The organism is Archangium sp. (assembly GCF_057119385.1).
Genome location: NZ_DBNGVP010000048.1, coordinates 1 through 6,216, shown reverse-complemented (window position 1 = coordinate 6,216; position 6,216 = coordinate 1). Strand labels below are relative to the sequence as shown.

Annotated in this window: 6 protein-coding genes; 3 read left to right on the top strand and 3 right to left on the bottom strand. The window is 68.6% G+C overall.

What is annotated here, in order from left to right; translation table 11 throughout:
• Positions 1-234: 234 nt before the first annotated feature.
• Positions 235-1,146, bottom strand: a complete 912-nt coding sequence (locus AC16DP_RS11055) for an urease accessory protein UreD (RefSeq protein WP_329728811.1) — start codon at positions 1,144-1,146, stop codon at positions 235-237.
• A gap of 290 nt (positions 1,147-1,436) precedes the next feature.
• Here AC16DP_RS11055 and AC16DP_RS11050 point away from each other — a divergent pair, with 290 nt between their 5' ends.
• From AC16DP_RS11050 to AC16DP_RS11040, 3 genes are all read left to right on the top strand, one after another.
• Complete coding sequence (locus tag AC16DP_RS11050) at positions 1,437-3,107, top strand: serine/threonine protein kinase (protein WP_329728810.1); 1,671 nt, start codon at positions 1,437-1,439, stop codon at positions 3,105-3,107.
• Between the two features lie 23 nt (positions 3,108-3,130).
• Positions 3,131-4,030, top strand: coding sequence for a DUF2381 family protein (locus AC16DP_RS11045; protein ID WP_329728809.1), 900 nt, complete (start codon positions 3,131-3,133; stop codon positions 4,028-4,030).
• Between the two features lie 397 nt (positions 4,031-4,427).
• Positions 4,428-5,555 (top strand): hypothetical protein, encoded by a 1,128-nt coding sequence (locus AC16DP_RS11040; protein WP_329728808.1) that lies wholly within the window; start codon positions 4,428-4,430, stop codon positions 5,553-5,555.
• Here AC16DP_RS11040 and AC16DP_RS11035 read toward each other — a convergent pair.
• Both AC16DP_RS11035 and uraH read right to left on the bottom strand, forming a co-directional pair.
• On the bottom strand, positions 5,524-5,634 hold the full coding sequence (locus AC16DP_RS11035; RefSeq protein WP_329728812.1) for an ureidoglycolate lyase: 111 nt from the start codon (positions 5,632-5,634) through the stop codon (positions 5,524-5,526). The two genes, AC16DP_RS11040 and AC16DP_RS11035, sit on opposite strands and share 32 nt — an antisense overlap.
• A 224-nt stretch (positions 5,635-5,858) precedes the next feature.
• On the bottom strand, positions 5,859-6,216 hold a 358-nt coding region (gene uraH / locus AC16DP_RS11030), incomplete at its 5' end, for a hydroxyisourate hydrolase (protein WP_483956697.1).

The window sequence follows — 6,216 nt, the reverse complement described above, 5'->3', positions numbered from 1 at the left end:
CCGTTGAACTTCAGAGAGAAGTCGGTGAGGATTTCACCCATGACGCGCCTCCTGCCGTTTGGTGGTGGTTGTCTGAACAACACCCCTCTACCACTCGGGAGGTCAGGCGCGTCACCCTTCTTTTCCGCTCACCCTCCAGCCCTGCTGGTGAATAAGGCGGGGTGAGAGTTCAACTTTCACTCCACTGCACCACCCTGGCCCGGTGCGTCATTCACGGCCAGCGAGGAATGGGGCTCAGCCCCGGCGTGTCCAGGGGTCATCCCCGAGCAGCGAGGGCAGGAAGGACAGCCACTCGCGCGCGGTGCGCAGCAGCGCCTCGGCGGAGGTGGCCGCCACGCGGAGCACCAGTGCGTCGGACCCGAGCGGGCTCGCGGAGCAGACGAGCCCGGAGCGGGGCGTCACGGGCAGGGGGCCCACGTGCGCGGCGAGCGCCTCGCGGGCGGAGTCCAGCGCGGGTCCCACGAGGACCACGGTCCCCAGCGCGTCGAAGCGGCCGAGGCGCTCGGGCAGCACGCCATGGGCCGGGTCGAGCAACCAGCGCTCATCGATCAGCGCCCTGCCCTCGCGGTGGACCCGGAGCGAGGATGTGTAGTGGGTGAAGGCCCAGCGCTCTCCGGCGGCGCTGCGGCCCGCGGTGAGCAACTCCATCAGGATGAGCGAGGCGCCCGGGGCGAGCTGGATGTCCTGGCGCTGCGTGTACCGGGCTCCCGCGAAACACATGGTGGGGTCCGGCACCCATGCGAGCAGCGCGCCCGGCGCGACGCGGGCGGACAGCTCGCTCCGGCAACCGCGTGGCGAACGGTAGACGCGCGTGGAGCCCTGACTGGACACCAGCGCGGCGGCGCCCTCGGCGACGTCCAGGTCCACGGTGAGATGATCCCCATCCACCAGCCCTCCTCCGAGCGAGCTGGTGTAGACCCAGGCGGCGTGCCCGTGATTGCGCGGCGTCAGCAACCGCAAGGGGCTGTGCGCGAGCGCGGTGCGCACCACGGTCCGGTTCCCCACGCGCTCGAAGGCGAGCCTCGCGCTGCCCGCTCGACGGGTCCGGGGCACTTCGAGAGGCGGCGTGTGCTCACGGGCGATCATCGGCTCGTGAGACTGCCGCACACGCCCCGAGATCTCCAACTCCTTGTTGGAACCGGTCATGCTAGCCAAAGCAACACGTTGAAAGAACGGACCCGTTACTGTTTACGCGTCGCGTTCTCCATCCCATCCGAGACCCGGCTGGAGCTCGCCCGCGTCGGGGACTGGCACCAGGTGGGGCGCGGCGCCTTCCACGCGGCCCTCGTGGATCCGGGCCTGCCAGAGCAGGAGCAGCCCAGGCCCCGGGCGCAGGCGTAGCGCTCGGCGTTCAACCACGCACCCACCCAACCCTGCACGTCCGGGGCCCCCGGCCCCCGCCCTGGTAGCGTCCGCCACTTCCGGAGGGACGAGACATGTTCGACGACAACGGCGGACAGGCATGGGGAGAGGTGCCAACAGTGGCTCCCGGCACGGAGGTGGCGGGCTTCACCATCGAGGGGACGATCGCCTCCGGCAGCTTCGGGACCGTGTACCGCGCCAGGCGGAGCGGGAAGCCCTACGCGGTCAAGCTGGTGCGCATCACCCCGCGGGGTGACCGGGAAGCCGCCGCTCTGCGCCTGGTGCGGCACCCCAACGTGGTGACCTTCCACGGGTACGGCCTGTGGCCCGAGGAGGAGCCGCGCTTCCTCGTCCTGGCCCTGGAGCTCGTCGAGGGCCGCACGCTCGACGTCTGGGCCGCGGAGGAGAATCCCTCCGCGCTCGAGCTGGTGATGCGGGTGTTGTTGCCCCTGGCGCTCACCCTGGCGGACGTGCATGCCTCGGGCGTGGTGCACCGGGACCTCAAGGAAGCCAACATCCTCGTGCGCGAAGCGGACGGGCAACCGGTGCTGGTGGACTTCGGCGCGGCCGGCCTCAGGGAAGGGGGGCTCCGTCTGACGATGCGGCTGCCACCGGGCACCGCGGAGTACCGCAGCCCGGAGGTGTTGCGCTTCGCCCGGCAGTGGGAGGGCGAGCACTACCCTTTCTCCCCGGGAGATGACCTATGGGCCCTGGGAGTCGTCATCTACGGCCTGTTGACGCGCACGCTCCCCTTCGGAGACCGGAGCAACCCCGGGTTGAATCGGGCCATCCTCGAGGAGACTCCGCCGGCTCCGCATGAGCTCAACCCGCGTGTGCCCCAGGTCTTGAGCGACGTGTGTATGGGGTTGCTGGAGAAGAAGCTCGAGGACCGCTACCCGGACGCGAAGGCACTTGCAGAGGACCTGCTGGAGCAGTGCACCGCGGCGGACTCCTCCTGGCGCACACCGATGTTTCCGAGAAGCGGCCACGAGAGCCCCCCAGTTCCGGCGGAACCCGGACGCCGGAAGATCCGCTGGCGTTGGTGGGCTGCCGGCGGGCTCGGACTCACCGCGGCCGTGGTGCTCCTGTTGTGCGCGCCTCACGGTGACACCCCACGCACAACGTCGTCTCCTGCCCAAGCGACGCACCAGGGCATCTCCGGCCGGGATGTCGAGGAACCAGCCAGGACGGCGGAAGTTGGCCCCGGCGCGACATCCACCCCCGCGCCCATTCACACCGAGGCACCGTCCATGCTCAAGCCCCTCCTCAAGACCCGACAGGCCCGTTCCCTCCTTGCCGCTGGCTGCGTTGCCGGTTCCGCTGGTTGCGTCGGCGGTCCCCAGCCGCGTCCCCAGCCCCCGCCGGAGGACTGCCCGCCTGGAGCTGCCGCTACTCACGAGCGCTTCGGTGTGGATTCGACGCACGGCATCAACCTCGTCCTTCCGCTTCCGCGTGTGGAAGTGGTGCCCCTCCAGGAGGGGCCCGTCACTGCGGAGATCATCGGTCGGTGGGGAGGGCTCCCGGATCACACCACCTTCTCCGGGCGAGTCGTCATCGGCGAGAAGCGTGTCTATGGTCGCTTCACCGAGGCCCGGTTGCCCTCCGGGGAGATCGTGCCCGTATGCTTGCAGATGAAGTCGGTGTCGGATCCCGTCCTCGGCGTCGTGATGGAGCCCGGCAGCACGGCCACCCGGGCGCTCGTCATCTCCGGCGTCAGCGTCCGCGCCGTGCGCCAGTTCCAGTAGGTCCGCTTTGGAGGCCGTTTCCCATGCTCCCACCCGCCCCGCCCTCCCTACTGGCCCTGGTTCTGCTCCATGGAAGTCCCATGGCTGCTACTCCCCCTCCCGCTCCTGATGCCTGCGAGGACAGCCACCGCGTCGAGTTGGCACCTGGAGCCGTGGTGCCGGAGGTCTGCGTCAGCCCGGGTCTCCTGACTGGCTTCTTTTTCGACGCTCCCGCCGTCGTGGAGTTGCAGGACGAGTCCCGTTTCGCGCAAGTGTTGCGCGGCCCTCGTGGCTTCACCTTCATTCCGCCTCCGGACATGACCCCCGGAGAGCGTCTCCGGCTCACAGTCCACTGGGGGGAAGGACTCTTGCAGCAAAGCGCCACCTTCTCCTTGGTGGCTCACCCGAGACAGGCGACGCGCCAGGTGGAGGTATTCAGAGACCAGCGCCCCCGGGAGTCCGTGCTGCAGGAAGCAGCCCAGGAACGCGCGAAGAACGAGCAGCTCCGCGTGGAGAACCGGCAGCTCCGCGCCGGACTCGATCGGGTGGGCAAACTTCAGGGACTGTATGCGAGCGGAGCACTGGGAGAGGATGGAATCAAAGCCATTCCGATCCCGGTGCGGGCGGCACAACCCGGGGACGGTGCCCTCCTCATGACGAGAGGCAGCAGCTACCGCTCCGAGAAGACAGTGGCGGTGGCCGCCTGGGTGATGAACGCTGGCACCGATTCATGGTTGGTGGCTGGAGCCTCCCTGGTTTTGGCCACCGGCGAGAAGTTGGAGGGGGTGACGATCGCCCAGCCCGAAGCCATCGCCCCTGGCCAGACGTGGCGTGTCTTCATTGAGGCCGACGTTGGCCCCGGGGCGCCCTCCGAAGAGGTGACGTTGCAACTGTGGGACGCGGCAGGGCGCACCCTGAGCATCCCCAAGGTGACGTTCCCGTAGGACGGGGCCTCTTGATTGTGCGGGTGAGAAGCGCACCGCCGCCCTCCGCCACCTCCTCGAGGCGAAGGACTGTGCCGTCCGGTCCGTGATGCCGGAGAAGGTGGTGACGGTGGAGGAGTTGGAGTAGCACCACCGCCGGACGCACGAAGGCCCCCCCTCCCGTACATGGGGAGCGGGGCCCGCCTGCTTCACGCTCTGGCTCCCGTGCGCTCACAGAGGCCTCAGAGCTCGACGAGGACCTGAAGGACAGGGCCTGCCTCCTCCCCTGGCGGCCTTGCCTACCGGAGGTCCTCCACCCGGAAAAATCTGCTCAGCTTGAATTCCATGCTCATCCTGAGCTATCAGTATTTCCGGTGTGGACGCTTCTGTCCCCGAGCAGGTCCCGGAGACCATGGCCATGAGACACGCGAGCAGGGTGAACAGGTGGAAGCTGCTGACGGGAGCGGTGGTATCGGTGCTGACCCTGGCGCCCGCGGCGGCCCTGGCCGCGGACACGGGCTACGCCTGGGTATGGGCCGGCAACCTGACCGGCGACTACACCCCGCCTGCGTCCTATGCGTACAACTCGCGGGGCGGCACCCTGCGCGTCGTCAACGTGTCCACCGGCGACTACCGCGTCGACATCACCCACTTCACCGGCTCGGGCGGCAACGTGCAGGTGTCCGCGTACGGCTACGGCAGCGAGCGCTGCAAGGTGCGCAGCTGGTACCCCTCGGCCACCAACACCGTCAGCATCAACATCCGCTGCCATGACGTGGCCGGCAACCTGGTGAACACCCGCTTCGTCGCCCTCTACAACTCGCAGCAGCTCACCACCCCTGGGGGACAGTGGGGCGCCTATCTCTGGACCGACTTCCCCACCGCCACCAGTTCCTACACGCCCAGCTCCACCTACCAGTGGAATGCCAGCGGCCTGCTGAGCACGGTGGCCCGCACCACCACGGGCAACTACAACGTCACCCTCACCGGCCAGACCTCCGAGTTCCCCAGCTCGCTGCTCGTCACCGCCTACGGCGATGGCAGCGAGTACTGCAAGGTCGTCAACTGGGGCACGGGCAGCACCAGTTCCTCCAACATCGCCTACGTCCGCTGCTTCGCGGCCAACGGGCAGCCGGCCGATAGCCGCTTCACCCTGAGCTTCTTCACCTCCTCGCCCACGCTGAACGCCCCCACCGGCTTCGTGTGGGCGCACGACAAGGTCTCGGCCAGCTACACGCCCTATAGCTGGTACCAGTTCAACAGCTACGGCGGCACCAACACCGCGGGCCGTTCGAGCCTCGGCTCCTTCTGGGTGCAATACCCCGGCCTCAAGGCCACCGGCCCCACGGACTGGGGTTGGAACGCCAGCTCCACCACGCTCGTCACCGCCTACGGTTCCGGCTCCGAGCACTGCAAGGTGGGCGGATGGAGCAACTCCGGCGACGGCGCGCGGGTGAGCATCTCCTGCTTCGACGCCACCGGAAACCTCGTGGACACCCAGTTCAACCAGGCGTTCATGAACAACGACTTCCTGCCTCCGCAATAGGCGCCCCCCAGCGAGCGAACTCCGCCGGAGCGTCCAGCGCGATGATGGGGTGGTGCCACACGCCCCGGTGGTAGTTCACCCCCTGCCCCGGGCCGCACACGAACGCGGCGAGCCGCTCCACGTCCGGGCCCCCCCGAGTCCTCCGTTGGCGCGACGCACACGACGCACACCAGGAAGCGCGCGCAGACCAGGGGCAGGAAGGCCTGGCTCGAGTGCGGGTGGTGCTCGAGCAGCTTCACCGTGAAGGGCAGCGGCTGCGGCACCGAGCGGAACACCGCGAGGTTCGGCTTCGCCCCTCCGCGATCAGCCCCGGTACGTCGAGAAGCCGAAGGGGTTGAGCAGGAGCGGCACGTGGTAGTGCTCCGACGGCGCGTGGACCCGGAAGTCCACCGACACCGACGGGTAGAAGCTCTCCGTGTCGAGCCGCGCGAAGTACGGAGAGACATCGAACGACAGCCGGTACACGCCCGCTGCGGGAATCGTCTCCAGCAGCGGCTTCACGCGTCCGTCCGCGTTCGTCACCCCTCGCGCCAGCTCCTTCCAACCCCCGTCTTGCTGTGCGTGCAGCGTCACCGTGACGCCCTCGGCGGGGCGGCCACGAGAGGTGTCCAGGATGTGCGTGCTGATGCCCATGTGTCTCTCCTTCAGCGTCCCGCCATCT

Bases quoted from the DNA above. Each gene is read 5' to 3' on its own strand.
- AC16DP_RS11055 (WP_329728811.1), bottom strand. From the start codon at position 1,146: ATGACCGGTTCCAACAAGGAGTTGGAGATCTCGGGGCGTGTGCGGCAG.
- AC16DP_RS11050 (WP_329728810.1), top strand. From the start codon at position 1,437: ATGTTCGACGACAACGGCGGACAGGCATGGGGAGAGGTGCCAACAGTG.
- AC16DP_RS11045 (WP_329728809.1), top strand. From the start codon at position 3,131: ATGCTCCCACCCGCCCCGCCCTCCCTACTGGCCCTGGTTCTGCTCCAT.
- AC16DP_RS11040 (WP_329728808.1), top strand. From the start codon at position 4,428: ATGAGACACGCGAGCAGGGTGAACAGGTGGAAGCTGCTGACGGGAGCG.